Genomic DNA, 24,071 nt, shown 5'->3' on the forward strand with positions numbered 1-24,071 from the left:
GGACGAGGCCGGACTCAGGCGCCGATGAGCTTGGCGAACTTCTCCTCGTACGCCGTCTCCTCCGCGCTGCTGAGCGAGCGGAAGGCGTGCGACTTCTTGGCCATGGCCTTGTCCGGGAGGATCAGCGTGTTGTTCGCGAGCTCGGGGTCGATCTTGGTGAGCTCGTCCTTCACCCCGTCGACGGGGCAGACGTAGTTGATGTACGCGGCGAGCTGGGCGGCGACGGGAAGCTCGTAGTAGTAGTCGATGAGCTTCTCGGCGTTCGTCTTGTGCCGGGCCTGCGCGGGGACGAGCAGGTTGTCGCTGGAGGTGATGTAACCGGCGGACGGGATGGAGAACTTGATGTCCGGGTTGTCCGCCTGGAGCTGGATGATGTCGCCGGCCCAGGCGAGGCAGGCCGCGATGTCGCCCTTGTCCAGGTCGGAGGTGTAGTCGTTGCCGGTGAAGCGGCGGATCTGCTTCTTGTCGACGCCCTTCTGGAGGCGCCCGATGGCCGCGTCGTAGTCGGCGTCCGTGAAGCTCCCCGGGTCCTTGCCCATGTCGAGCAGGGTCATGCCGACGGAGTCGCGCATCTCGGTGAGGAAGCCGACCCGGCCCTTGAGCGAGGGGTCGTCGAGGAGCTGGGTGACCGAGTCGACCTTCTTTCCGCCGGTCGCCTTGGCGTTGTAGGCGATGACGGTCGAGATGCCCGTCCACGGGTACGAGTAGGACCGGCCCGGGTCCCAGTCGGGGCGGCGGAACTGGGCGGACAGGTTCGCGTACGCGTTGGGGAGGTTGGCCGGGTCGAGCTTCTGCGCCCAGCCGAGCCGGATGATGCGGGCGGCGAGCCAGTCGGTGACGCAGATCAGGTCGCGGCCGGTGTCCTGGCCGGCCGCGAGCTGCGGCTTGATCTTGCCGAAGAACTCGACGTTGTCGTTGATGTCCTCGGTGTACTTGACCTTGATCCCGGTGCGTTTGGCGAAGGCCTCCAGGGTCGGGCGGGACTTCTCGTCCTCGCTGACGTCCATGTACTCGGTCCAGTTGGAGAAGGCGACGGTCTTCTCCTTGGCCGACACGTCGATGGACGCGGGCCCCTGGCCTTCCCGCTTGGCCGGCGGGATGCCACAGGCACTCAGGCCGGCGAGACCGCCGACCGTGAGCGCGCCGACGCCGCCCGCGCGCAGCATCGAACGGCGGCTGAGGGCGCCCCGTCCGCTCGTCATGCTGCGCCGTATCGCCGCCAGCTGCGCGGCGGACAGGCTGTCGGACTCGTACTGCTCCATGCGCTGTGCCCTTTCGGGATGGGTGGGCCGCTGGTCGGGCGGCGAGCCTGCTATCGGTCCCCGAAGATCGTGCGGTGCCAGTCCTTGGCCGCCACCGCGGTGTTGTCGAACATCACGTGCTTGACCTGCGTGTACTCCTCGAAGGAGTACATCGACATGTCCTTTCCGTAACCGGAGGCCTTGGCGCCGCCGTGGGGCATCTCGCTGATGATCGGGATGTGGTCGTTGACCCACACGCATCCCGCCTTGATCTCCCGGGTGGCCCTGTTGGCCCGGTAGACGTCACGGCTCCACGCGGAGGCGGCGAGGCCGTAGGGGGTGTCGTTGGCGAGCCGGATGCCCTCGTCGTCGCCGTCGAAGGGCAGGGCCACCAGGACCGGGCCGAAGATCTCCGACTGCACGACCTCGCTGTCCTGCGCGGCGCCGGTGATCAGGGTGGGACGGTAGTATGCGCCGTTCTCGAGCTCTCCACCAGGGGCTTCGCCGCCGGTGACGACCGTGGCGTAGCCGCGGGCGCGCTCGACGAAGCCGGCGACGCTGTCGCGGTGGCGGTGGCTGACGAGCGGACCGAGGTCGGTGCCCGGCGCGAAGGGGTCGCCGACGCGGACGGTCTCCATGAGCTCGGCGACCCGTGCGACGAAGGCGTCGAAGAGCGGGCGCTGGACGTACGCGCGCGTGGCGGCGGTGCAGTCCTGGCCGCTGTTGATGAGGGAGGCGGCGACGGCGCCCTGGGCGGCGGCCTCCAGGTCGGCGTCGTCGAAGACGAGGAAGGGCGCCTTGCCGCCGAGTTCGAGGTGGAGCCGCTTCACGGTGGCGGTGGCGACCTCGGCGACCCGCTTGCCGACCGGGGTGGAGCCGGTGAAGGAGGTCATGACGACGTCGGAGTGGCCGACGAGGTGCTCGCCGACGACCCGCCCGGAGCCGCTGACGATGTTGATCACACCGTCGGGGATGCCGGCCTCCTTCGCCGCCTGCGCGAACATCAGCGAGGTCAGCGGGGTGAGCTCGGCCGGCTTCAGGACGATCGTGTTGCCGGCGGCGATCGCCGGGAGGATCTTCCAGGCGGCCATCTGGAGCGGGTAGTTCCAGGGGGCGATGGAGCCGACGACGCCGATCGGCTCGCGCCGGACGTACGAGGTGTGGTCGCCGGTGTACTCGGCGGCCGACTGGCCCTGGAGGTGGCGGGCGGCCCCCGCGAAGAAGGCCGTGTTGTCGATCGTGCCCGGCACGTCGAACTCGGTGGTGAGCTTGAGCGGCTTGCCGCACTGGAGGGACTCGACCCGGGCGATGTCCTCCGCCCACTCGGCGAGGACGCCGGCGAGGCGGTGCAGCGCGTCGGAGCGCTCGCCCGGGGTGGCGCCCGCCCAGGCGGGGAAGGCGGCCTTGGCGGCGGCGACGGCCTCGTCCACGTCGGCGGTGGAGGCGAGGGCGTACGTGTAGACGCTCTTGCCCGTCGCCGGGTCGATCACGCTGTGTTCCCGACCTGAGGTTCCGGCACGGAGCCTTCCGCCGATGTACTGCGCGCCGTCCGCGAAGCGGTCCGTCACCTGGAAGCGGTTGGTCATGACGCTCTCCGTTGTCCCAGCTCGAATTGAGTGCCGATCCTGACAGAGTGAGACGCACGCAACAAGGGATTCCGTTGTTGCCTTTTGGTTACGCGACGGAATCGGTCGACCATGTGTCGAGGGGCCCGGAAAATCTCCGTACGGAGTGTCCGTGGCGGATGCCAGACTCGCATGTATGACCAAGATCGAAGAGCTGACGCAGCAGGTCACGAGGGGTGACCGAGTGAAATGGCTGCACTTCTGGGGGCACCGCCCGCACCCCGACGGGCGGCTCTCGGCGAGCTGTCTGAGCCAGTGGTGGCCGGCGCCCTTCACGGTCGACGGCGTGACCTACGCGACCGCCGAGCACTGGATGATGGCCGCCAAGGCCCGTCTCTTCCGGGACGCGGACGCCGAGCGGGCCGCGCTGACCTCCCCCACCCCCGCGGAGGCCAAGAAGGCGGGCCGGCTGGTGCGCGGCTTCGACGACGCCGTCTGGGAGCGGGAGCGCTTCGGGATCGTCGTGGAGGGCAGCGTCCACAAGTTCTCCTCGGACGAGGCCCTGCGCGCGTACCTCCTGGGCACGGGCGAGCGCGTCCTGGTGGAGGCCAGCCCGCTGGACCGCGTCTGGGGCATCGGGCTCGCCGCCGACGACCCCCGCGCCCACGACCCGGCCCGCTGGCGCGGGCTCAACCTGCTGGGCTTCGCCCTGATGGAGGCGCGGGAGCGGCTGCGCGCCGCCTGAGACGCGAAGGGCCCCGCACCCCTCGGCGGGGTGCGGGGCCCTGGCGCGCTCGTGCGGGCGTCAGCGGCCGCTCTCGACCACCAGGCTCGACGCGAACGGATCGTCCGACCCCGACCCGCTCTCCTCGAACTGCTCGTAGTTGGCGATGAACCATCCCCAGAAGACGATCCACAGGATGCCGATCACGATGCCGATCGCGCCGAGGATGATGCCGGCGGTCGTCTGACCGCTGTTCGTCGCCTCACCGCGCTGGACGCGCTTGCGGCCGAGGATCGAGAAGATCAGGGCGAGGACGCCCAGGACCAGGCTGGGCACGCCGTAGAGGCAGAAGAGCGCGACGGCGATGATGCCGAGCACCATGCCCGCCGTCCCCATGCCGTTGGCGGGCTGGGCGCCCCACCCCGGCTGCGCGCCGTAGCCGTAGGGCGGCGGGGAACCGTAGCCGCCCGCCGGCGGCGGGGTCGGTGCCGCCGGGTAGCCGTACCCGCCGGCCGGTGGCGTGGCCGCCGGGTAGCCGTACCCCGGCGTGGCCGCCGGGCCGCCGGGGGCGACCGGGGGCGGCGGGACGTCCCCGCCCGGCGCGGCCGGGAAGGACGTCATGGTCGGCTGGTCGTGCACCGGCGAGGGCGACGGCGTCGCCGGCTTGCTCAGTTCCACCCCGTCGCGGTTCGGCGGAGCCCACGGGTCCGTCGGGTCGTACCCGCCCCGCGACTGGTCTCGGTTGTCAGACATGGGCCTCCCCCATCGTGGTCACGCCATGCTACGGCCTCACCCCTGCGGGGGAACCGCCCGGCCTACGATGATCCGATGACCGATCTCCACCCCTTCATCGCGGGACTCCCCAAAGCCGAGCTGCACGTCCACCACGTCGGCTCCGCCTCGCCCCGGATCGTCGCCGAGCTCGCGGCCCGGCACCCGGACTCCAAGGTCCCCACGGACCCGGAGGCGCTCGCCGACTACTTCACGTTCACGGACTTCGCCCACTTCATCGACGTCTACCTGTCGGTCGTCGACCTGGTCCGCACGCCCGAGGACGTCCGGCTGCTGACCTTCGAGATCGCCCGCGACATGGCCCGGCAGAACATCCGCTACGCCGAGCTGACCATCACGCCGTACTCCTCCACCCGCCGCGGCATCGACGAGCGCGCGTTCATGGCGGCGATCGAGGACGCCCGCAAGGCCGCCGAGGCCGAGTTCGGCACGATCCTGCGCTGGTGCTTCGACATCCCCGGCGAGGCCGGCCTCGTCTCCGCCGAGGAGACCGCGCGGCTCGCCACCACCGACGGGCTGCGTCCGGAGGGCCTGGTCTCCTTCGGTCTCGGCGGCCCGGAGATCGGGGTGCCGCGCCCGCAGTTCAAGCCGTACTTCGACCTGGCCCGCGCGGCCGGCCTGCACTCCGTCCCGCACGCGGGCGAGACGACCGGCCCGGAGACCGTCTGGGACGCCATCCGTGACCTGGGCGCCGAGCGCATCGGCCACGGCACCAGCTCCGTCCGGGACCCCGAGCTGCTGGCGCACCTCGCCGAGCACCGCATCGCCCTGGAGGTCTGCCCGACCTCGAACATCGCGACCCGGGCCGTCGCCACCCTGGAGGAGCACCCGATCCGGCAGATGGTCGACGCCGGCGTCCTCGTCACGGTCAACAGCGACGACCCGCCGATGTTCGGCACGGACCTCAACAACGAGTACGCCGTCGCCGCCCGCCTCCTCGGCCTCGACGAGCGCGGTGTCGCCGCCCTCGCCAAGAACGCGGTGGAGGCCTCGTTCCTCGACGCGGACGGCAAGGCCCGGATCGCCGCCGAGATCGACACGTACACGGACGACTGGCTGGCGCGCTGACGGCGACGAGAATGGGGCCATGCGCTCCGTCACTGTCGTAGGCCACCGCGGCGATCCGTATCGCGTCCGCGAGAACACGCTCCCCTCGATCGCCTCGGCGATCGAGCGGGGGGCGGACGCCGTCGAGGTCGACGTCCGGCTGACGAAGGACGGGGTGCCCGTCCTGCTCCACGACGACACCCTGAAGCGCCTGTGGGGCCACGACCTGCCGCTCGCCGGCCTCACGCACGAGCGGCTGCGCGAACTGACCCGCGGCGAGGTGCCGACCCTCCGCGACGCGCTGCTCGCCGCCGGGGACCGCCGGCTGATGCTGGACCTGCCCGGCGGGAACGAGGACTCGGTCCGCCGGATCGTCGGCACGGTCCGCGAGTGCGGGGCCGGGGAGCGCGTCTACTACTGCGCGGGTTCCGTCGCCATGCTCCAGGTGCGGGCCGCCGACCCGGCCGCCGAGATCGCCCTGACCTGGACCACGCTCGCCCCGCCCCGGCCTGTGCTGCTCGACGCCGTGCGGCCGCGGTGGCTCAACTACCGCTTCGGACTGGTGAGCCGGGAGCTGACCGCGCGGGTCCACCGGGACGGGCTGCTCGTCTCGACCTGGACGGCGGACACCGCGCGCACCATGCGTAAGCTGATCTTGACCGGGGTCGACGCGATCACCACGAATCGTGTCGACACCCTCGCCGCCCTGCTGCGAAAGGCCCGCGCGTGAACGACCGGATCAGGACCGACATCGCCCACAACGCCCGGGTGTGGAACTACTGGTTGGGCGGGAAGGACAACTACCCGGTGGACCGCGGGGTCGGCGACACCGTCACCGGCTTCTATCCGAGCATCGGCGAAGTGGCGCGCGCGGACCGCGCGTTCCTCGGGCGGGCGGTGACCCATCTGGCCGCCGAGGCGGGCGTCCGCCAGTTCCTGGACATCGGCACGGGCCTGCCGACCGCGGACAACACCCACGAGGTGGCGCAGCGGATCGCGCCCGACTCCCGGATCGTCTACGTCGACAACGACCCGATCGTCCTGACGCACGCCCGCGCGCTGCTGACGAGCGCGCCGGAGGGCGTCACCGAGTACGTGGACGCCGACGCCCACGACCCGGAGCGGATCGTCGCGGCGGCCGCCGAGACCCTGGACCTGTCCCGCCCGGTCGCGGTGATGATGCTCGGCATCCTCAACTTCGTCCTGGACACCGACGAGGCCCGGTCGATCGTGCGGACCCTGATGGCCGCCGTGCCCTCGGGCAGCCATCTGGTGCTGACCCACCCGACGCTGGAGCCGGAGCTCGGCGGCGAGGGCAACAAGGCCGCGATGGCCTTCTGGAACGAGAACGCGACCCCGCCGATCACCGCCCGCACCCGGGAGGAGTTCACCTCGTTCTTCGAGGGCCTCGACCTGCTGGAGCCGGGCGTCGTCTCCTGCTCGCGCTGGCGGCCCTCCTCGCAGGAGACGCACGTGGTGGCGCAGTTCGGCGCGGTGGGCCGCAAGCCGTAATGGGCATACGGGGGGACGTGCGCGGCGGGTGGGAGCGGGCGCGGACCTGGGGCGCGGCGAACCCGTGGGCGGTGGACACCGGGATCGCGCTGCTGGTGCAGGCGGCGATGACGATGCCGTTCGTGGTGCCGCGCGGGCCCGAGCTCGAACCGGCGACCTGGCCGGCGTACGGGCTGACGACGCTGACCGTGGTGCCGCTGGTCTGGCGGCGGCGCGCGCCGCTCGCCGTGCTGCTCGCGATCCTGGCGGCGAGCGCGCTGTACAAGCTGGCTCTGGAGGGCCCCGGGCAGCCGCTGCCGTACACCGGGCTCGTCGGCGTCTACACGGTCGCCGTGCTGTCGCCGGGCTGGAAGCGGCTCGTGACGGCGGGGCTCATGGTGGTCGCGGTGCCGGTCTCGGTGTGGCTCAACACCCGGTCGGCGCGCGAACTCACCTTCTCGCTCTTCGTGTTCGGCGCCGCCTATGTCTTCGGACGGCTCACGGACGCCCGGCAGCGGGCGCAGCGGGTGGAGGCCGAGCGGGCGGCCGCGCGGGAACGGGCCAGGATCGCGCGGGAGATGCACGACATCCTGTCGCACGCGGTGAGCCTGATGGTGGTGCAGGCGGAGGCGGGTCCGGTCGCGGTGCGGGCCGCGCCGGAGCGCGCGGAGGCCGCGTTCGAGGCGATCTCGGAGACGGGCCGGGAGGCGATGGTCCAGCTGCGGCAGATGCTGGGGCTGCTGCGCGAGGGCGGCGAGTCGGCGGCGCCCCGCGAGCCCCAGCCGGACCTCGCCGACCTCCCGGGTCTCCTGGAGCGGGTGCGGGCGGGTGGTCTGACCGTCGGGTACGCGACGGAGGGCGGGGTGCGGGCGCTGCCCGCGGCGACCGGGGCGAGCGTCTACCGGATCGTGCAGGAGGCGCTGACGAACGTGGTGAAGCACGCGCGGGCCCGTACGGTCGACGTCCGGCTCGCCCACGCCGACGGCGTCCTGCGGGTCACGGTGACCGACGACGGGCGCGGCCCGCAGGGCGGTCCCGGCGGGCACGGTCTGGTGGGCGTCCGGGAGCGGGCCGCCGCGCACGGCGGGACGGCGGAGGCGGGCCCGGGTCCGGGCGGCCGGGGATTCGAGGTGCGGGTCCTGCTGCCCGTGCGGGAGGGGGAGGGATGACGATCCGGGTGGTGGTCGCGGACGACCAGGAACTGGTGCGCAGCGGCTTCGCGATGATCCTGGACGCGCAGCCGGACATCGAGGTGGTGGCGGAGGCCGGGGACGGGACGGAGGCCGTCGAGGCGGTGCGCCGGCTCGCCCCGGACGTGGCGCTGCTCGACATCCGGATGCCCGGGACCGACGGCATCGAGGCCTGTCGGGCGATCGGCGCGGAGTCCGGGTGCCGGACGGTGATGCTGACGACCTTCGACACCGACGCGTACGTGTACGAGGCGCTGCACGCGGGCGCGAGCGGTTTCCTCCTCAAGGACGTGCGGCGGGACGACCTCGTGCACGCGGTACGGGTGGTGGCGGCGGGCGACTCGCTGCTCGCGCCGTCCGTGGCGCGGCGCCTCGTGGAGCAGTACACGACGGGGGGTCCGCGCCGCGCCGATCCCCGGCTCGACGTCCTGACGGCGCGGGAGCGGGAGACGCTGCTGCTGCTCGCCCGGGGCCTGTCGAACGCGGAGATCGCGGCGGAGCTGGTGGTCAGCGACCACACGGTGAAGACGCACGTGGGCAACGTGCTGGCCAAGCTGGGGCTGCGGGACCGCATCCAGGCGGTGATCTGCGCGTACGAGACGGGGCTGGTCGCCGCGGGCTCTCCCCCGCCCGGGGGAGGCGCGGGCGCCGGTCCCTCCCCCTCGCCGGGGAGGAACTGACCGGCCGAAGACCGCCGGTGCGGGCGATCCGCGGATCGCCGCCGGTCAGCAGGATGGGGCCATCGGGAACAACGGCCCACACCAACGGAGTTGACCATGCGGAAGTCCACCCGCACCCTGCTCGCCGCCGCCCTGGCCCTGGGCGTCGCCGCGGGCCCCGCGCTCACCCCCGCCTTCGCCGCGCCGCAGCCGGCGGCGGCCGCGCAGGCCTCGGCGCCCGACCTGTCGGCGGTCATCGCGGGGCTCCCCCGCGCCGACGCGACGGCCGCGCTGGTCCGGGTCGGCGGCACCGAGGGGTCCTGGCGGGGCAGCGCGGGCGTGCACGACCTGGAGACGAACGCCCCGGCGGACCCGGCCGCCCGTTTCCGGGCCGGTTCGGTGACGAAGGTGTTCACGGCGGCGACCGTCCTCCAGCTGGCCGCCGAGGGCCGGATCGATCTGGACCGGCCGGCCCGCGCGTACCTCCCGGACCTGATCCCCGGCCGCTACGCCCGGGTGACCGTCCGTCAGCTCCTGAACCACACCCACGGCATCCCGGCCGCCGGCGTGCCGGGCGGGACGGTCGAGGAGTGGTACGCGAACCGGTTCGCCGTCCACACCCCGCAGGAGCTGGTCCGCTCGGCGACGGCGCAGCCCCGCGAGTTCCGCCCGGGCACGAGGCAGCACTACCTGAACATCGGGTACACGATCGCCGGCCTGATCGTGGAGCGGGTCACGGGCGACTCGTACGAGCACCAGGTGGAGCGGCGGATCCTGCAGCCGCTGGGTCTCCGTGACACGTACTTCCCGGGCGGGGCGCCCGAGATCACCGGCCCGTACAACCACGGCTACCAGACGATGCGGCTGGACGACGGCACGACGGGCCTGCGCGACGTCTCGGTGTGGGGGACGACGGACGGCTGGGCGGCGGGGGACCTCGTCTCGACCACCGCCGACCTGGAGCGCTTCACCCGGGTCCTGTTCGCGGGCGGTGTGGTGCGCGGTCCGCTCCTGGAGGAGATGTTCACGCTGCCGGAGGTCCCCGACTTCACGTCCGGCGCCCCGGCCGCGTACTCCGTCGGCCTGTCGATGAAGAGGCTGGGCGGCCGTGAGGTGTGGGGCAAGACGGGCGGGCGCTGGGGCTACAACGCGGCCGTCGCGTCGACCCGCCACGGGGAGCGGACCCTGGTCTACAGCGTCAACTCGACCGATGCCAAGGGCCAGGACATGAATCCGACGGCCCTCCGCCTGATGGTGGCGGCCTACGGCCTGCCCGACTGAGCCGCCTCCAGGCGCTTGATCATCCGGCGTACGTGGAGCAGCGGCAGGATGCCGACGACGCCGAACGACATGTCGATGACCGACCACCAGAAGGGGATGTCCCGGATCGGCCCGCAGATCAGGGCGAGCGGGATGATGCCGACGCAGGCGATCATGCCGAACTCGACGACCCAGATATTGCGGACGGGGTCGCGGTACGGGCCGTAGAAGGCGACCGCGATGACGAGGTGGGCGAAGGCGAGCCAGTCGGTGCCGTAGAGCAGGTACGGCGCCTGCGCGTCGGCGGTCGCGAGTCCCTCCCGTACCCGGTGGATCCACTCGGCGAGACTGGGGAACAGGTCGGCCACGGGCGAGGCCCAGCCGGTCAGGGCGGAGTCGAGGAGCCGCAGTTCGGTGACGAGCGGGAAGGCGGTGGCCCCGCTCAGGACCAGGCAGACGACGAAGACGATCAGCCAGGCGCGGATGTGCGTGAGAAGGGCTCTCGGCCCGTTCGTGTCGCTCATGGGCACAGCGTACGCCTGTCTTGAACGCGTTCAGAAGTCGGGGGCCGCATTTTTTGAGCGCGTTCAGAACCGGGCGGCGAGCCTCCGGCCGACGGCGTGCGACACCACCGTCGCCCCCGCCGCCACCACGAGCCCCGCCACCACTCCCCCGGCGCCGGCCGGTCGCAGCACCCCGGCCCGCCGCAGCCGGCCGCGGGCCCACAGGGAGAAGGGGACGACCACGAACGGCGAGGTGGCCGCGCCGGGGGTCACGTCCCGTGCGGCGACGGCCTGCGCGAGGTGGACCAGCCCGTGCAGCCCGAAGCCGTTCACCGCGCCCTGGTAGAAGGCGGAGCGGCCGCCGGAGCGCGCACCCGCCACGGCCGCCGCGCCGACGATCACCGCCATCACCCCTACGGCGGCGGCGAATTCACGCTCGTCGACGGACCCGACGGCCTTCCACACCCGCTCCGGCACTCCGGGGAAGCGCTCGCGCAGCGCCGGCAGGTTCTCCCGGACCCAGCGCGGTCCGCGGGCCAGCTCCTCGGCGTCGTGCACGGCCCAGGCGAGGAACAGGCCATAGGTCACAAGGGGATTCGTGTGCTCAGTGGTCACATCCGCCCAACTCACAGCCCCACGATCGAGTTCCACCGCTTCGCGAACTCCCGGCGCTCCCCGGTGGTGATGTCCCGGGCGATCGCGAGCCGTCCTCGCATGGCGGCGTCCGGGAAGATCAGCGGGTCCTCGGCGAGGGCCGCGAGCTCCTCGTCGCCGGAGTCCGCGAGGACGTCCCGCGCGGCCGGCACCGGGCAGACGTAGTTGACCCAGGCGGCGAGTTCGGCGGCGACCTCGGGCTCGTAGTAGTAGTCGACGAGCTTCTCGGCGTTGGACTTGTGCCGGGCGAGGTTGGGCACCATGAGGGACTCGGCCCACAGTTCGGCGCCCTCCTCGGGGACGACGAACTCGATGTCCGGGTTGTCGGCCTGGAGCTGGATGACGTCGCCGGAGTACGCCTGGCAGGCGAGGACGTCGCCGGTGGACAGGTCCTTGATGTAGTCGTTCCCGGTGAAGCGCCGGATGTGCCCGCTCCGGACGAGCCCCTCGATCCGCTCGCACAGGGCGTGGAAGTCGTCTCCGGTCCACCGCGTCACGTCGACGCCCTCGCCCAGCATGAGCAGGGCGAAGGACTCGTCGAGGCCGGACAGCAGGGTGACCCTGCCGCGCAGGTCGTCGGCCCACAGCTCCTTGGTGGAGCGCAGTTCCCGGCCGAGCTTCTTCCGGTTGTACGCGATGCCGGTGATCCCGGACTGCCAGGGCACGCTGTGCAGCCGCCCGGGGTCGAAGGCGGGCGAGTTCAGCTGGGGGTCGATGTGGCGCGTGACGTTCGGCTGGGCGGCGCGGTCCATCTCCTGGACCCAGCCGAGGCGGACGAAGCGGGCGGCCATCCAGTCGCTGACGACGATCAGGTCGCGCCCGGTCTCCTGGCGGTTCATCAGGGACGGGCCGATCTTGCCGAAGAACTCGTCGTTGTCGTTGATCTCCTCGGTGTACCGCACGGAGATCCCGGTCCGCCTCCGGAAGGCGTCCAGGGTCGGCCGCTTCGACGCGTCGTCGTCATCGGTGTCGATGTAGAGCGGCCAGTTGGCGAAGTCGAGCGCGCGGTCGCGCGCCGAGAGGTCCCGGCCGGTCCGGTCGCCCTCCTCGACGAAGGCGGCGGGGACCCCGCATCCGGCGAGCAGGGTCGCGGCTCCCGCACCGCCGATGCCGCGCAGCAGGGACCTTCGGGAGATGTGTTTCCTGGCTGTCGCTCTCACCCCGGCAGCATCCCGGTCCGCCGCGACCCGCGGCAATGGACGGTCCGTCGAGCGACGGCGCGCGGCCCCGACACCCTGTCGATCAAGGTGCCGGGGCCGCGCGGGGTCGGGGCGGGATCAGCCCAGGGAGGTCATGACGTGCTTGATGCGCGTGTAGTCCTCGAAGCCGTAGGCGGAGAGGTCCTTGCCGTAGCCGGACTTCTTGTAGCCGCCGTGGGGCATCTCGGCGACGAGCGGGATGTGGGTGTTGATCCACACGCAGCCGAAGTCGAGGGCCTTGGACATGCGCATCGCGCGCGCGTGGTCCTTGGTCCAGACGGAGGAGGCGAGGGCGTACTCGACGCCGTTCGCGAACTCCAGGGCCTGGGCCTCGTCCGTGAAGGACTGGACGGTGATGACCGGGCCGAAGACCTCGTTCTGCACGATCTCGTCGTCCTGCTTGAGGCCGGAGACGACGGTCGGGGCGTAGAAGTAGCCCTTGTCGCCGACGCGGTGACCGCCGGCCTCGACCTTGGCGTGGGCCGGGAGGCGGTCGATGAAGCCGGTGACCTGCTTCAGCTGGTTGGCGTTGTTGAGCGGGCCGTAGAGCACGTCCTCGTCGTCCGGCTGACCCGTCTTCGTCTCGGCGGCGGCCTTGGCGAGGGCGGCGACGAACTCGTCGTGGATGGACTCGTGCACGAGGACACGGGTCGCGGCCGTACAGTCCTGGCCGGCGTTGAAGAAGCCGGCGACCGAGATGTCCTCGACGGCCTTCTCGATGTCGGTGTCCTCGAAGACGACGACCGGGGCCTTGCCGCCCAGCTCCAGGTGGACGCGCTTGACGTCCTTGGCCGCCGACTCGGCGACCTGCATGCCGGCGCGGACCGAGCCGGTGATGGAGGCCATCGCCGGGGTCGGGTGCTCGACCATGGCCTTGCCCGTCTCGCGGTCGCCGCAGACGACGTTGAAGACGCCCTTGGGGACGATCGAGCCGATGATCTCGGCCATCAGGACGGTCGACGCGGGGGTCGTGTCCGAGGGCTTGAGGACGACGGTGTTGCCCGCGGCGAGCGCCGGGGCGAACTTCCACACGGCCATCATCATCGGGTAGTTCCACGGCGCGACCTGCGCGCAGACGCCGACCGGCTCGCGGCGGACGATGGAGGTCATGCCCTCCATGTACTCGCCGGCCGAGCGGCCCTCGAGCAGCCGGGCGGCACCGGCGAAGAAGCGGATCTGGTCCACCATCGGCGGGATCTCTTCGCTGGCGGTGAGGGCGACCGGCTTGCCGGTGTTCTCGACCTCGGCGGCGATGAGCTCCTCGGCGCGCTCCTCGAAGGCGTCCGCGATCTTGAGGAGCACCTTCTGGCGCTCGGACGGCGTGCTGTCACGCCAGGCGGGGAAGGCGGCCGCGGCGGCCTCCATGGCGGCGTCGACGTCGGCCTGCCCCGAGAGCGGGGAGGTGGCGTACACCTCGCCCGTGGCCGGGTTGACCACGTCGATGGTGCGGCCGTCGGCCGCGTCGCGGAACTCCCCGTTGATGTAGTTACGCAGCCGGCGCAGCTCGGTGGTCACTTGCCACCCCTCCTGTCACGTTCTGTCTTCGCACGTCCTTGTGCGGTGTCCCGATGGACGAGACACCCCAGCCTAATCGGTTCACTGACGCTTTCAACAGCCCCAGCCCCCCTCAACTTCGGATTCAGTGAGATCAAGAGCGCTTCACAACGAATTTCATCAGTTCGGGCTTGCATGACTGACAATCTCGGTGCACAGTGAAGTCGTGGCCAGTCGAAGCACAGACCCCAGAACCGGAACCGGTTCGTCCCCGACGATCGACGCCGTCTCCCTGGCGATCATCAAGCAGCTCCAGGAGGACGGTCGCCGCCCCTACGCCGCCATCGGAAAGGCCGTCGGCCTCTCCGAAGCGGCCGTGAGGCAGCGCGTCCAGAAGCTGCTCGACCAGGGCGTCATGCAGATCGTCGCCGTCACCGACCCCCTCACCGTGGGTTTCCGACGGCAGGCGATGGTCGGCATCAACGTCGAGGGTGACCTGGATCCGGTCGCGGAGGCACTGACGGCCATGGCCGAGTGCGAGTACGTGGTGATGACCGCGGGCTCCTTCGACCTCATGGTGGAGATCGTCTGCGAGGACGACGATCACCTGCTGGATGTGATCAACAAGCGCATCCGCACCCTGCCCGGCGTGCGCTCCACCGAGAGCTTCGTCTACCTCAAGCTCAAGAAGCAGACCTATATGTGGGGAACTCGATAACCGTGACCCAGGACCTCTCCAAGACCGCCTACGACCACCTGTGGATGCACTTCACCCGCATGTCGTCGTACGAGAACTCGCCCGTTCCCACCATCGTCCGTGGTGAGGGCACCTACATCTTCGACGACAAGGGCAAGCGCTACCTCGACGGTCTCGCGGGTCTCTTCGTGGTCAACGCCGGACACGGCCGCCAGGAGCTGGCCGAGGTCGCGTACAAGCAGGCCCAGGAGCTCGCGTTCTTCCCCGTGTGGTCGTACGCGCACCCCAAGGCCGTCGAGCTCGCCGAGCGTCTGGCCGGCTACGCCCCGGGCGACCTCAACAAGGTCTTCTTCACCACCGGTGGCGGCGAGGCCGTCGAGACCGCCTGGAAGCTCGCCAAGCAGTACTTCAAGCTGCAGGGCAAGCACACCAAGTACAAGGTCATCTCGCGTGCGGTCGCCTACCACGGCACCCCGCAGGGCGCCCTGTCCATCACCGGCCTGCCGGCCCTCAAGGCCCCCTTCGAGCCGCTGGTCCCCGGCGCGCACAAGGTGCCGAACACCAACCTCTACCGCGCCCCGATCCACGGCGACGACCCCGAGGCCTTCGGCCGCTGGGCCGCCGACCAGATCGAGCAGCAGATCCTCTTCGAGGGCCCCGACACCGTCGCGGCCGTCTTCCTGGAGCCCGTGCAGAACGCCGGTGGCTGCTTCCCGCCGCCGCCCGGCTACTTCCAGCGCGTCCGCGAGATCTGCGACCAGTACGACGTGCTGCTCGTCTCCGACGAGACGATCTGCGCCTTCGGCCGCCTCGGCACGATGTTCGCCTGTGACAAGTTCGGCTACGTGCCGGACATGATCACCTGCGCCAAGGGCATGACCTCGGGCTACTCCCCGATCGGCGCCTGCATCGTCTCGGACCGCATCGCGGAGCCGTTCTACAAGGGCGACAACACCTTCCTGCACGGCTACACCTTCGGCGGCCACCCGGTCTCCTCGGCCGTGGCCCTGGCGAACCTCGACATCTTCGACAAGGAGGGCCTCAACCAGCACGTGCTGGACAACGAGGGCGCCTTCTTCTCGACGCTGTCGAAGCTGCACGACCTGCCGATCGTCGGCGACGTCCGCGGCAACGGCTTCTTCTACGGCATCGAGCTCGTCAAGGACAAGGCCACCAAGGAGTCCTTCAACGACGAAGAGGTGGAGCGCGTCCTGTACGGCTTCCTCTCCAAGGCGCTGTACGACGCCGGCCTGTACTGCCGCGCCGACGACCGTGGCGACCCGGTCATCCAGCTGGCCCCGCCGCTGATCGCCGACCAGGGCACCTTCGACGAGATCGAGGGCATCCTGCGCAACGTGCTCACCGAGGCGTGGACCAAGCTGTAAGCACGGGGCTGCGAGGACCGAACCACGGCGGTCCCCTCCAGCATCACGCCGCCCTCACGGCGTGACCCCCACGGCCCGGGCGTGCCGCCATCCGAGTGGATGGCGGCGGCCCGGGCCGTGTGCTGTCCGTACAACCGGATCTGAATCCTTACGGTGCCGAGTGACCGACAGGCCCGTCCCTTCGTTCCCCCGGACGGGGGTAGGCGATATCGGATCCGACATCGAGGTGTACGCGATGGCCCCACCGGACAACGACGTGCTCTGGGCGCGTTCCCTGCACTGCGCCCTGGGCGGTTCGGAGGCGCTCAGCGGCGTCTCCCTGGGCGTCCGCGAAGGCGAGATCCTCGCCGTCGTCGGCCCCCGCGGCAGCGGCAAGACCACCCTCCTGCGCTGCCTCTCCGGCCAGCTCGTCGCCCAGCAGGGCGAGGTCTGGTTCAACAGCGCCCCCGTGCACACCCTGGGCCCCGCCCAGCGCGAACGGCTCCGGCGCGACCGCTTCGGCTGGATCGGCCCCGAGCCCGGCCTCGTCCCCGAGCTCACCGGCTGGGAGAACACCGCCCTGCCGCTGCTGCTCCGCGGAACCTCCCACCGGGCCGCGAAGACCGCCGCCCTGGAGTGGCTGGAACGGCTCGACATCGGCGGCTGCGCCCGCAAGCGACCGCACGCCCTCACCCAGTCCCAGCGCCAGCGCATCGCGATCGCCCGCGCCCTGGTCACCACCCCGTCGGTCCTCTTCGCCGACGAACCGACCGCCACCCTGCACCGGGCCGACGGCGCGCAGGTCCTGCGCACCCTCACGGCCGCGGCCCGCTCGCACGACATCACCGTGCTCCTCGCCACCCACGACGGCGAGGTCGCGGCGCTCGCCGACCGCACCATCACCCTTCTCGACGGACGCAGGGTCGCCGCCGTGCCCCCGGCGTCAGGGGCGGAGGGCGTCGCCGCGTGCTCGCTCTCCGTCTAGCCCGCGGGACCCACCCCCTCGTCCTGACGCGCCGGCTCCTCGTCGCCGCCGCGGCCGCGGGGGTGGGCTTCCTCCTGCTCTGCACCCTCGGATACGCCGTCGGGCACCCCGACCGGTCCTCGGCCTCCGTGCTGCGGCTGCTCTGGTGCGTCCTGCCGCTCGCCGCCACCGTCCAGTTCGCCGTGGCGGTGGCCCGCACCGACCCCAGCACCCGGCCGCGCCCCGGGCTCTCCGCCATCGGCCTCGGCCCCGCCCGGCTCACGGCGATCGCCGCCGCCTCGACGGCCGTCGCCTGCACCCTCGGCTCCACGGTCGCGCTCCTCTTCTACCTGCACCTGCGCGGCGACATCACGGGCCTGCCCTTCGACGGGGCGGCCGCCGGGCTCCTCGCCGCCGACCAGCCGGTCCCCCTCGCGGCCGCCCTCACCCTGCTCGCCGTCCTGCCGGTCGTCGCCGCCACGGCGGCCGGCCTGGCGCTGCGGCCGCGCACCGCGCCCGCCGCGCCGGAGGGGGTCGAGAAGGCGATGCCGTCCGGGCTGCCCTGGGGCGTCGCCCTGGTGGCGGTCGGCCTCGCGATCGAGACGTACGCGAGCCGGAGCGGCTCGGGGAGCGGCCTCCCGCTGCCGGGCGGCTTCGACGGCAACCCGGCGGGCGTCCTCGCCGGCTGGGTCCTCACCGCCGTGGGCCTCGCCATGGCCGGCCCGGGCATCGCGTACGGCTGCGGACGGCTCCTCCAGGCCGTCCGGCCGGGTGCCACCCGGCTGCTCGCGGGCCGCGTCCTGATGGACGAGTCCCGCCGGATCGGCCGGCCGCTCGGGGTGGTCAGCGCGGTGCTCTCGGGCCTCCTCGCGGCGTCGGAGCTGTACGGGTCGGACGGGGGCCCCGACTCCCTCGGCCCCCTCACCGGCCTCGGCGCGGCCCTCGTCCTGGCCTGCACCACGGCCAGCCTCCTGACCGCCGCGCTGGAATCCAGGCAGGGCCGCGCCCACACCACCGAGGCCCTCCTGCGCATCGGCGCCCCACCCACCGTCCTGCGCACGGCGGCCCTGCTGCGCGCCGGCGCGCTGCTCGTCGTCTTCCTCCCGCTGACCTGGGCGGTCGCGAAACTGGCGGCCCTGCCGCTGACCGGCTGAGCCGACCGGCGGAACCGCGCCCCGGCCACCGACCGGCCGGGGCGGCCGCACGAGGGGGACGCCCGTCGAGGCGGCGCACGACGGGACGCCCGTCGAGGCGGCCCCTATCGTGGGCCCATGGCGACGCTCCCCCCGGCCCATCGCCCGCGCGGACACGGGCGCGAGATCCACACCCTCGCCGAGTTCGACGCGGCGCTCGCCCGGCCCGGCTCGCTCGCCGGCCGGCGGATCCAGTCGGTCGACCTCACCGACCGGACCTTCGCCCTGCTCACCGCCGTCACCGCCGACGCCGTCTTCCTCGGCTGCCCCATGGAGCCGGAGGCCGCCGCCAAGGTCCGCGCCGACGGGGCCCTCGTCTTCCCGCCCGTCCCCGAACTGCCCTTCGACCCCTACCGGGCACGGCTCTACACACCCGAGGAACTCTTCGAGGGGATCGCCGACGTCGGGTACGAGGGGACGCCGGACGCGCGCGCGTACGCCTGGTTCGGCCGGACCAGGGCCGACGGCGACATCTTCTCCTCGATGCTCCGTGCCCTGCACGACGACGCCGTCTCCGACGCCCTCGACGAGCTCCTCGACGGGGCGCGGGTCGTCGGCGTCATGGGCGGGCACGCGATGGGCCGGGGCACGGAGGCGTACGCGGGCGCGGCCCGGCTCGGCAGGACCCTGGCCCGCGCCGGGCTGACCGTGGCGACCGGCGGCGGACCGGGCGCGATGGAGGCCGCGAACCTCGGCGCGTACCTCGCCCCCTTCGACGACGCGGCCCTCGCCCCGTCGCTCGACCTGCTCGCCCGGGCCCCGTCCTTCACCCCGTCGGTGACGGACTGGGCCCGCGCCGCCTTCGCGGTCCGGGCCCGGTGGCCCGGCGGCGGGGACTCGGTCGGCATCCCCACCTGGTTCTACGGCCACGAGCCGCCGAACCCCTTCGCCGGTCACATCGCCAAGTACTTCGCCAACGCCACCCGCGAGGACGGCCTCCTCGCCCGCTCGACGGCGGGCATCGTCTTCCTGCCGGGCGCGGCGGGCACGGTCCAGGAGATCTTCGACCACGCGACCCCGAACTACTACGGGTCCCGGGGCGCCCCGACCCCGATGGTCCTGGTGGACCGAGCCCACTGGACCACCTTCCTCCCGGCCTGGCCCCTCCTGGAGACCCTCGCCGCCGACCGCCCGATGGCGGCCCGGATCGCCCTGGTGGACTCGATCGACGAGGCCCCGGAGGCACTGGAGCGACTCGGGAGGTAGCCGGTCTCCCCGCACGGCGGAGGCGGACACGCCTCCGGGCCGACGCCCGCGCGGGCCTGGCCTCGCTGCGCGATGCCCGCCCGCGGGCGACCCGGAAGGCGTGCGGCCGGTGCGGAACCGCCGTCACTTCCGCCAGAACAGGTGGTGCGTCACCTTGCCGCCCGGGCTGGGCACGACGTCGCAGTGGAAGCGGTCGAGCAGCTCGTCGGGGGACTCCCAGAGCCGTGCCCCGGATCCGATCTTCACCGGCGACACCGCGACGTGCAGGGTGTCGACGAGGTCGGCGTCGAGGAACTCCCGGATGGTGGTGGCCCCGCCACCGAGGCGGACGTCCTTGCCTCCCGCCGCCTCCTTCGCCATCCCGAGAACCGTGGCGGGGTCGGCGTCGACGAAGTGGAAGGTGGTGTCGGAGAGCGTGAACGACGGACGCGGGTGGTGGGACAGCACGAACACCGGCGTGCGGAACGGCGGCTCGTCACCCCACCAGCCGCGCCACTCCTCGTCCCGCCAGGGCCCGCGCTGCGGACCGAACTTGTTGCGGCCCATGATCTCGGCCCCGATGTTCCGCGCGAAGTCCCGTGTCAGGTAGTCGTCGAGGCCGCGGCTGCCGCCGGGGTCGGTCCGCATCGGCCAGCTCGCGGTGGCCCCGGCCCAGGAGAACAGCTCCCCGGGATCGGCGTGCCCGAACGGCCGCTCCAGGCCCTGGCCCTCACCGGCACCGAACCCGTCGGCCGAGACGTTGAAGTTCTGGACTCTGAGCAATTGGCCCATGGTTGTTCCTCCCGTATGGGTCGACAGAGAGACGACGGACAACCAGGAGACTCCCCGGGCGGGCAGAACTCATCGCACCCGCGCTACGGAACGTCGTCCCCCAGCACCACCACGTCCTCCGCCCGGAACTCCACGCCCACCCCGGCGCCCTCCTCCGGCGCCTCCCGGAGCGGGAGCTCGGCCTCCAGGGCGGGCCCCTCGGCCGGGCGGAGCCGTACGACGACCTGGCTGCCCCGGAAGGTCCGGGACTCCACCGTCCAGACGGGGGCGTCCTCCACGAGCCGCACCCCGCCCGGTCGGACGAGGAGCCGCCGCTCCCCCTCCGGCGAGTCGTCCGGGACCGGCACCTTCCCCCACACCGTCTGCGCGACCGTGCCCGTGATCCGCGCCGCCACCACGTTGTCGAAGCCCAGGAACCGCGCCACGAACTCCGAGGCGGGCCGCCGCCACACGTCGGCCGGCGCACCCGACTGGGCGATCCGCCCGTCCCGCATGACCACGAGCCGATCGGCGAGCGCGAAGGCCTCGCCCTGGTCGTGCGTGACCGCGAGGACCGTCGTCCCGAGCCGCCCGAAGAGCTGCCGCAGCTCCACGACGAGCCGCTCCCGCAGGCCCCGGTCGAGCTGGCCGAGCGGTTCGTCGAGCATCAGGAGCCGGGGCCGGGGCGCGAGCGCGCGGGCGAGCGCCACCCGCTGCTGCTCGCCGCCGGACAGCGCGGCGACGGACCGCCGCTCGGCCCCGGGGAGGCCGACGAGGTCGAGCAGCTCGCGCACCCGCTCCGCCCGCTCGGCCTTCCCGGCGCCCCGCATGCGGAGGCCGAAGGAGACGTTGCCGCCGACGTCCCGCTGCGGGAAGAGCTGGTGGTCCTGGAACATCAGGCCGACGCCCCGCCGGTGCACCGGCACCCCCGCCTGGTCGGCGCCGCCGAGCAGCACCCGGCCGCCGTCGAGCGACTGGAGCCCGGCGACGGCCCGCAGCAGCGTGGACTTGCCGCTGCCGCTGGGGCCGAGCACGCACACGATCTCGTGCTCGGCGACCTCCAGGTCCACGGCGTCGAGCACGGCCCGCTCCCCGAACCGTACGGTCGCGTCCTGGATCGACAGCATCAGAACTCCCCGGAGGTCCGGTCGGTGCGGAGCCGTTCGAGCAGCAGCAGGGACACCGCGCACACCACCATCAGAATCGTCGAGAGGGCCATCGCCTGGCCGTAGTTGAGCTCGCCGGGCCGGCCGAGCAGCCGGGCCACCGCCACCGGGAGCGTCGGGCTGTCGGGGCGGGCGATGAACACGGTCGCGCCGAACTCGCCGAGCGACACCGCGAACGCGAACCCGGCCGCGATGAGCAGCGCCCGCCGCACCATCGGCAGGTCCACCTCCCGCCAGGCCCGCCACGGCGAGGCGCCGAGCACGGCCGCCGCCTCCCGCAGCCGCTCGTCCACCGCGCGCAGGACCGGCAGCATCGTCCGCACGACGAAGGGGACGCCGACCAGGGCCTGGGCGAGCGGTACGAGGATCCAGGCGGCCCGCAGGTCGAGCGGCGGCTCGTCGAGGGTGATCAGGAAGCCGAAGCCGACGGTGACGGCGGAGACCCCGAGCGGCAGCATGAGCAGCGCGTCGAAGCCCCGCACGAGCCGTCCGGCCCGCCTGGTGAGGGCCGCCGCCGCGAGCCCGCCGATCGTCACCGCGATGGCGGTGGCGGCCACCGCGTACCGCAGCGAGTTCCCGATCGCCTCCAGCGGCGGGACGAGGAAGGTCCCGGACTCGTCGAGCGAGCCGAGCGCCCGGTAGTAGCCGAGCCCGTACCCGTGCGGCCCGGCGAAGGAGCGCTCCACGAGGACGCCCAGCGGCAGAAGGATCAGCAGCGCCACCGAGAGGAGGACACCGGCGAGCAGCGCCCATTGCCCGGTGCCGTGGGGCCGGCGCGCGGTCCGCTCCGGCGCCACGAGCCGCAGCACGGTCTCCCGCCGCCGCACCGTCCAGGCGTGCACGCCCAGGATCGCGCCCACGGCCGCGAACTGGACGAGGGTCAGGACCGCCGCCGTCGGCAGGTCGAGCAGCCGGGCGGTCTGCCGGTAGATCTCCGCCTCGAGGGTGGAGTACGCGTCCCCGCCGAGGATCTGCACGACGCCGAAGGAGGTGAAGGTGAAGAGGAAGACCATCAGGGCGGCCGCGGCCACCGCCGGCCCGAGCGCGGGCAGCGTCACCGTCCGCCAGGCCGTCCAGCGCGAGGCGCCCAGGACCCGGGCGGCCTCCTCCTGCCGCGGGTCGAGCTGCGACCAGAGGCCGCCGACGGTCCGGACGACGACCGCGTAGTTGAAGAAGACGTGCGCGAGGAGGATCGCCCACACGCTGGTGTCGAGCCGCAGCCCCCACAGCTCGTCGGTGAGCCCGCCCCGGCCGACGAGTGCCAGGAACGCCGTGCCGACGAGGACGGTCGGGAGCACGAACGGCACCGTGACGACGGCCCGCAGCACGCTCTTGCCGGGGAAGTCGAAGCGGGCGAAGACGTACGCCCCGGGCAGCGCCACCAGCAGGGTCAGTCCGGTGGAGGCGAGCGCCTGCCAGACGGTGAAGCCGAGCACGTCGAGGATGTCCGGCCGGCTCAGCGTCTCGCCGATCCGGCCGAACCGCCAGGCGCCGTCGGGGCGGAGCCCCCGGTCCACGATGGACACGACGGGCCAGGCGAAGAAGACCCCGAAGAACGCGACGGGCAGGGCCATCAGACCCAGCCGCGTCGCGCTCCCCCGGAGGTCGCGTGTCACTTCAGGACGAGCGACGACCACTGCTGGATCCACGGGTCACGCTTCTCGGCGATCTTCTCGGGCGCCATGGTCTCCGGCTTCTCGATCACCACGCCGTGCTTGGTGAACAGCTCCGGCAGGGCCGCGTCCTTCGCCACCGGGTTGACGAACATCTGGAGCGGCATGTCCTCCTGGAACTTCTTGGAGATCAGGAAGTCGATCAGCGCCTTGCCGCCCTCGGGGTTCTTCGCGCCGTTCAGCAGACCCGCGAACTCGGTCTGCCGGAAGCAGGTGCCGGTGGAGACGCCGGTGGGCGCCACCTTCGGCTGCGGCTCGCCGTACAGCACCTCGACCGGCGGGCTGGAGGCGTACGACACGACCAGCGGCCGGTCGCCCTTGGCCTGCTTGCCGCCGGCCGAACCGGAGAACTCCTGGTTGTAGGCGAGCTCCCAGCTGTCGACGGTCTTCACACCGTTCGCCTTGAGCTTCTTCCAGTAGTCCTGCCAGCCCTCGTCGCCGTACTTCGCGGCCGTGCCGAGGAGGAACCCGAGGCCCGGGGAGGACCGCTCGGGGTTCTCCACCACCAGCAGGTCCTTGTACGCGGGCTTCGCGAGGTCGTCGAAGGTGACCGGCGGGGCCAGCTTCTTGTCCGCGAAGTACTTCTTGTCGTAGTTGACGCAGATGTCACCGGAGTCGATCGGGGTGACCCGGTGCTCCTTGTCCAGCTGGTACGAGGCCGGGACCCGGTCCAGGCCCTTCGCCTCGTACGGGACGAAGATGCCGTTGTCGAGGGCGCGGGACAGCAGCGTGTTGTCGACGCCGAAGAAGACGTCACCCTGCGGAGAGCCCTTGGTCAGGACCTCCTTGTTGACGGCCTCGCCGGCGTCGCCGCTCTTCAGCACCTTGACGGTGAAGCCGGTCTGCTCGGTGAAGTCCGCCAGCACCTCCTTGGAGGCGTTGAACGAGTCGTGGCTCACGAGGGTGACGGTCTTGGGCGCGGGCGCGTCGGTCTTGCCGGCCGCCCCCCGGACGTCGTCGGTGCCGCACGCGGCGAGGCTGGTGACGCCGAGCGCCGCGACGATCGCGGCGGCAGCGGCCTTCTTGATGCTCACTGAGATTCCTCCTGGGTGTGACCAGGAAGAGACGCGGCCCCGCCCACGTCCGAGGGACGCGGGCAGGGCGCAACAGCTTGAGTTACGACCGAACTTCCTACCCAGAATGACCTGGGCGAGGTTCAGAGGGTCTGCGGTCTACGGTCACCGCACTCTCAGCGCTGTGGCGCTCCCCTGTCGGAATATGGAGATGTGTTCGAGCTCA

Annotated in this window: 23 protein-coding genes and 1 riboswitch; of the genes, 12 read left to right on the plus strand and 11 right to left on the minus strand. The window is 72.2% G+C overall.

Going from position 1 to position 24,071, the window contains the following annotated elements; translation table 11 throughout:
• Positions 1–14 precede the first annotated feature (14 nt).
• Positions 15–1,262 (minus strand): PotD/PotF family extracellular solute-binding protein, encoded by a 1,248-nt coding sequence (locus K7G60_RS08030; protein WP_225800110.1) that lies wholly within the window; start codon positions 1,260–1,262, stop codon positions 15–17.
• A gap of 50 nt (positions 1,263–1,312) precedes the next feature.
• Complete coding sequence (locus K7G60_RS08035; RefSeq protein WP_225800111.1) at positions 1,313–2,827, minus strand: gamma-aminobutyraldehyde dehydrogenase; 1,515 nt, start codon at positions 2,825–2,827, stop codon at positions 1,313–1,315.
• A 175-nt stretch (positions 2,828–3,002) separates the two neighbouring features.
• Here K7G60_RS08035 and K7G60_RS08040 point away from each other — a divergent pair, with 175 nt between their 5' ends.
• Positions 3,003–3,551: an NADAR family protein gene (locus K7G60_RS08040; protein WP_225800112.1), complete on the plus strand. Its 549-nt coding sequence runs from the start codon at positions 3,003–3,005 to the stop codon at positions 3,549–3,551.
• A 60-nt stretch (positions 3,552–3,611) separates the two neighbouring features.
• On the opposite strand, the gene K7G60_RS08045 is transcribed toward K7G60_RS08040, so the two are convergent.
• Entirely contained in the window at positions 3,612–4,283 is a 672-nt protein-coding gene (locus K7G60_RS08045; protein WP_225800113.1) for a DUF4190 domain-containing protein, read from the minus strand.
• A 75-nt stretch (positions 4,284–4,358) separates the two neighbouring features.
• Here K7G60_RS08045 and K7G60_RS08050 point away from each other — a divergent pair, with 75 nt between their 5' ends.
• From K7G60_RS08050 to K7G60_RS08075, 6 genes are all read left to right on the plus strand, one after another.
• On the plus strand, positions 4,359–5,390 hold the full coding sequence (locus tag K7G60_RS08050) for an adenosine deaminase (protein WP_225800114.1): 1,032 nt from the start codon (positions 4,359–4,361) through the stop codon (positions 5,388–5,390).
• Between the two features lie 19 nt (positions 5,391–5,409).
• A complete protein-coding gene (locus tag K7G60_RS08055) occupies positions 5,410–6,099 on the plus strand; it encodes a glycerophosphodiester phosphodiesterase (RefSeq protein WP_225800115.1) in 690 nt (229 codons plus the stop codon).
• Positions 6,096–6,881, plus strand: a complete 786-nt coding sequence (locus tag K7G60_RS08060; RefSeq protein ID WP_225800116.1) for an SAM-dependent methyltransferase — start codon at positions 6,096–6,098, stop codon at positions 6,879–6,881. Before K7G60_RS08055 ends, K7G60_RS08060 begins: the two co-directional genes overlap by 4 nt.
• Positions 6,881–8,029 (plus strand): sensor histidine kinase, encoded by a 1,149-nt coding sequence (locus K7G60_RS08065; RefSeq protein WP_225800117.1) that lies wholly within the window; start codon positions 6,881–6,883, stop codon positions 8,027–8,029. The genes K7G60_RS08060 and K7G60_RS08065 overlap by 1 nt, the downstream gene beginning before the upstream one ends.
• Positions 8,026–8,730: a response regulator transcription factor gene (locus tag K7G60_RS08070; RefSeq protein ID WP_225800118.1), complete on the plus strand. Its 705-nt coding sequence runs from the start codon at positions 8,026–8,028 to the stop codon at positions 8,728–8,730. Before K7G60_RS08065 ends, K7G60_RS08070 begins: the two co-directional genes overlap by 4 nt.
• A gap of 96 nt (positions 8,731–8,826) precedes the next feature.
• A complete protein-coding gene (locus tag K7G60_RS08075) occupies positions 8,827–9,990 on the plus strand; it encodes a serine hydrolase (RefSeq protein WP_225800119.1) in 1,164 nt (387 codons plus the stop codon).
• Here K7G60_RS08075 and K7G60_RS08080 read toward each other — a convergent pair.
• The 4 genes from K7G60_RS08080 to K7G60_RS08095 all read right to left on the minus strand — a co-directional run bounded on the left by K7G60_RS08080 (position 9,972) and on the right by K7G60_RS08095 (position 13,840).
• Positions 9,972–10,493 (minus strand): hypothetical protein, encoded by a 522-nt coding sequence (locus K7G60_RS08080; protein WP_225800120.1) that lies wholly within the window; start codon positions 10,491–10,493, stop codon positions 9,972–9,974. The two genes, K7G60_RS08075 and K7G60_RS08080, sit on opposite strands and share 19 nt — an antisense overlap.
• Positions 10,494–10,556: 63 nt before the next feature.
• On the minus strand, positions 10,557–11,087 hold the full coding sequence (locus K7G60_RS08085) for an HXXEE domain-containing protein (RefSeq protein WP_225800121.1): 531 nt from the start codon (positions 11,085–11,087) through the stop codon (positions 10,557–10,559).
• A gap of 11 nt (positions 11,088–11,098) precedes the next feature.
• A complete protein-coding gene (locus K7G60_RS08090; RefSeq protein WP_225800182.1) occupies positions 11,099–12,262 on the minus strand; it encodes a PotD/PotF family extracellular solute-binding protein in 1,164 nt (387 codons plus the stop codon).
• 141 nt (positions 12,263–12,403) lie between these two features.
• Positions 12,404–13,840 (minus strand): gamma-aminobutyraldehyde dehydrogenase, encoded by a 1,437-nt coding sequence (locus K7G60_RS08095; RefSeq protein ID WP_225800122.1) that lies wholly within the window; start codon positions 13,838–13,840, stop codon positions 12,404–12,406.
• Between the two features lie 205 nt (positions 13,841–14,045).
• Between K7G60_RS08095 and K7G60_RS08100 the strand changes: the two genes are divergently transcribed.
• The 5 genes from K7G60_RS08100 to K7G60_RS08120 all read left to right on the plus strand — a co-directional run bounded on the left by K7G60_RS08100 (position 14,046) and on the right by K7G60_RS08120 (position 19,243).
• A complete protein-coding gene (locus K7G60_RS08100) occupies positions 14,046–14,537 on the plus strand; it encodes an Lrp/AsnC family transcriptional regulator (RefSeq protein WP_030690618.1) in 492 nt (163 codons plus the stop codon).
• Positions 14,522–15,901, plus strand: coding sequence for an aspartate aminotransferase family protein (locus tag K7G60_RS08105; RefSeq protein WP_225800123.1), 1,380 nt, complete (start codon positions 14,522–14,524; stop codon positions 15,899–15,901). The genes K7G60_RS08100 and K7G60_RS08105 overlap by 16 nt, the downstream gene beginning before the upstream one ends.
• A gap of 235 nt (positions 15,902–16,136) precedes the next feature.
• The gene (locus tag K7G60_RS08110; protein WP_225800124.1) at positions 16,137–16,865 is read left to right on the plus strand and encodes an ABC transporter ATP-binding protein; all 729 of its coding nucleotides are present in this window, start codon (positions 16,137–16,139) and stop codon (positions 16,863–16,865) included.
• On the plus strand, positions 16,847–17,998 hold the full coding sequence (locus K7G60_RS08115) for a hypothetical protein (protein WP_225800125.1): 1,152 nt from the start codon (positions 16,847–16,849) through the stop codon (positions 17,996–17,998). Before K7G60_RS08110 ends, K7G60_RS08115 begins: the two co-directional genes overlap by 19 nt.
• Before the next feature lie 117 nt (positions 17,999–18,115).
• Entirely contained in the window at positions 18,116–19,243 is a 1,128-nt protein-coding gene (locus K7G60_RS08120) for an LOG family protein (protein ID WP_225800126.1), read from the plus strand.
• Between the two features lie 123 nt (positions 19,244–19,366).
• On the opposite strand, the gene K7G60_RS08125 is transcribed toward K7G60_RS08120, so the two are convergent.
• The 4 genes from K7G60_RS08125 to K7G60_RS08140 form a co-directional block, all read right to left on the minus strand.
• Positions 19,367–20,014, minus strand: a complete 648-nt coding sequence (locus K7G60_RS08125; protein WP_225800127.1) for a dihydrofolate reductase family protein — start codon at positions 20,012–20,014, stop codon at positions 19,367–19,369.
• Between the two features lie 83 nt (positions 20,015–20,097).
• The gene (locus K7G60_RS08130) at positions 20,098–21,120 is read right to left on the minus strand and encodes an ABC transporter ATP-binding protein (protein WP_225800128.1); all 1,023 of its coding nucleotides are present in this window, start codon (positions 21,118–21,120) and stop codon (positions 20,098–20,100) included.
• Positions 21,120–22,733 (minus strand): iron ABC transporter permease, encoded by a 1,614-nt coding sequence (locus K7G60_RS08135; RefSeq protein ID WP_225800129.1) that lies wholly within the window; start codon positions 22,731–22,733, stop codon positions 21,120–21,122. The genes K7G60_RS08130 and K7G60_RS08135 overlap by 1 nt, the downstream gene beginning before the upstream one ends.
• 38 nt (positions 22,734–22,771) lie before the next feature.
• Positions 22,772–23,866 carry a thiamine ABC transporter substrate binding subunit gene (locus tag K7G60_RS08140; protein ID WP_225800130.1) on the minus strand — a complete coding sequence of 365 codons (1,095 nt, stop codon included), beginning with the start codon at positions 23,864–23,866 and terminating at the stop codon, positions 22,772–22,774.
• A 76-nt stretch (positions 23,867–23,942) separates the two neighbouring features.
• Positions 23,943–24,052, minus strand: a riboswitch (TPP riboswitch).
• Positions 24,053–24,071: the final 19 nt, after the last annotated feature.

This window comes from Streptomyces sp. NK15101 (genome assembly GCF_020400725.1).
Classification (GTDB): Bacteria; Actinomycetota; Actinomycetes; order Streptomycetales; family Streptomycetaceae; genus Streptomyces.